3 protein-coding genes are annotated in these 2063 nt (G+C 59.5%); all 3 read right to left on the bottom strand.

Annotated elements, in window-relative coordinates; translation table 11 throughout:
- A partial coding sequence (locus V6C16_RS11840) for an ATP-binding cassette domain-containing protein (protein ID WP_333535615.1) occupies nucleotides 1–412 on the bottom strand: 412 nt, incomplete at its 3' end.
- Nucleotides 413–415: 3 nt separating this feature from the next.
- Nucleotides 416–1108 (bottom strand): amino acid ABC transporter permease, encoded by a 693-nt coding sequence (locus tag V6C16_RS11835; protein ID WP_333535613.1) that lies wholly within the window; start codon nucleotides 1106–1108, stop codon nucleotides 416–418.
- A 90-nt stretch (nucleotides 1109–1198) separates the two neighbouring features.
- Nucleotides 1199–1942: an ABC transporter substrate-binding protein gene (locus V6C16_RS11830; RefSeq protein WP_333535611.1), complete on the bottom strand. Its 744-nt coding sequence runs from the start codon at nucleotides 1940–1942 to the stop codon at nucleotides 1199–1201.
- Between the last annotated feature and the right edge of the window lie 121 nt (nucleotides 1943–2063).

Here is a 2063-nt window from a genome sequence, read left to right as displayed (position 1 = left end):
CGCGGCGGGCCAGGCCAACGCGCGCCAGTTCTTCATGGGCGCGGGCCTTGGCGTCTTTGTGGTTCATGCCGCGCACCTTGCGCAGGGCGATTGCCACGTTTTCTTCGGCCGTAAGATGGTCAAACAGGTTGAAATCCTGAAAAATCATGCCCACTTGAGCGCGGAAGGCGCACAGGGCGGACTTGCTTGCGCGGTCGAGCCGCTGCCCTTCAAGGTAGATCTCGCCCTTGTCCGGGGGGATAAGGCAGTTGATGCTTTGCAGCAGGGTGCTTTTTCCCGCGCCTGAAGGCCCGATGAGCACCTTGAGCTCGCCCCGGCGCACCGAGAGGCTGCAATTGTCCAGAATGGGCTTGCCGCCCAGCATCTTTGAGATGCCCTCAACCCGCAGAATCGCTTGTTCGTCCACATTCATGGCTTATCCCGCACCCGTGCCTTCCATGCCCATGCCCGTGGAATATCCCGGCACATGAACTCTTTTTTCCAGGCGACGCAGAAGCTTCAGCACCGCCAGTGTCAGCAGAAAATAAATGCAGCCCGCCGCCGCGTAAAGGGCCAGATGTTCGTGCGTGCGCGCGGCCACAAAAGACGTTCTTGCCATGATATCCTGTGTGCCGAGAACATAGCAGATGGCCGAGTCTTTGAGCAGAATGGAAAATTCGTTGGCCCAGCCGGGAATGGACAGGCGCATGGCCTGGGGCAGTATGATGCTGCAAATGCCGGTGCTTTCGCCCATGCCCAGGGCGCGCGCCGCGTTAAGCTGTCCCTGCGGCAGGCTTTCGATAGCTCCCCGAAATATTTGCGACTGGTAGGCCGTGCTGGTGCAGCCAAGCACCAGGCAGCATATGAGAAACGGGTCTGCCGGCAGGCCGAGGCTGATGAAAAGCCCGTAACACAGAAAAAGCAGCACAAGAATGGGTACGCCACGGAAAAACCACACATACAGCGCCACCATGCGGCGCAGCCAGGGGCCGCCGTAAACCTGGGCCACGGCCATAGGAACGCCGAGCACAAGCCCCATGGCAAGAGATACGGTCACGTTGCCCACCGTGACTATGCAGCCGGTCAGCATGGACGGCAGGGCGTGGTAAACTACTGAAAGTGAGTCCATATGAGGGATTTTGCCGTAGGTTGGGCATAACAGCGCGGACCGCCGGAATAACCGGCGATCCGCGCCTGCCGTTCAGCGCTTTCGCGTTGCTTACTTGTTCAGATACTTTTTCTGCAGTTCCTGCCAGTACGGATCGGCCATGAGCTTTTTGTAGCCCTCATTGATGAGCTTGTGCAGGTCTTTGTCGCCCTTGCGCATGGCTACGCCGAACTTGTCCGGCTCGCCGTGGGTTCCGGCCTTTTTAACGGCGCGGCCCTTGGCAATGGCGTCATCGGCGGGCAGTTCGTCCATAAGGGCCACTTCAATGCGGCCGTTGAGCAGGTCTTCCACAGCCAGGGGGGCGGACTCGTAGAAGCGCAGTTCAAAAGGATAGCCCTTTTCCTGCTGTTCCTGCTTGATGGCATTGGCTTCAGACGTGCCGCGCTGCACGCCGAGCTTGACCTTTTTGGTCAGCACGTCCTGCGGGGTCAGCGTGGAGTCGGCGGGTACGACAAACACGCGCGAAACCGTCCAGTACGGTTCGGAAAAATCCACGACTCTGGCGCGCTCGGGCGTGATGCTCATGCCGGAGTCCACCATGTCTATCTGCTTGGCGACAAGGGCGGGAATGATGCCGTCCCAGGCCATGGGTTTGTGCGTGATCTCAAAGCCCATGGTCTTGGCTATCCAGTTGAGAGAATCCACGTCAAAGCCGGCGGGCTGGCCGGTTTTTTCGTCCATATAGGCGAAAGGCGGATAGTTGGGGTCAATGCCGTTCACATAGCTTTTTTTGGCAAAAGCGGGCACGGCGGCCATGACGGCGGCCAGCAGGGCGCAGACAAGAAGTTTTTTCATGCTCGTTTTCCCCCTCGGAAATAGCAGTGGCCTTTGTACGGCAGAGCCGCAGAACAAGACGGCGGCAGCCGCTGAGAATGGATGCGCGCACCCTGGGCGCAGGCCGCGGGAGCACGCGAGC

This window comes from Desulfovibrio sp. 1188_IL3213, from assembly GCF_036763145.1.
Classification (GTDB): domain Bacteria; phylum Desulfobacterota; class Desulfovibrionia; order Desulfovibrionales; family Desulfovibrionaceae; genus Desulfovibrio.
The sequence above is the reverse complement of the archived record's forward strand: the minus strand, read 5'-3'. Positions and strand labels throughout refer to the sequence as shown.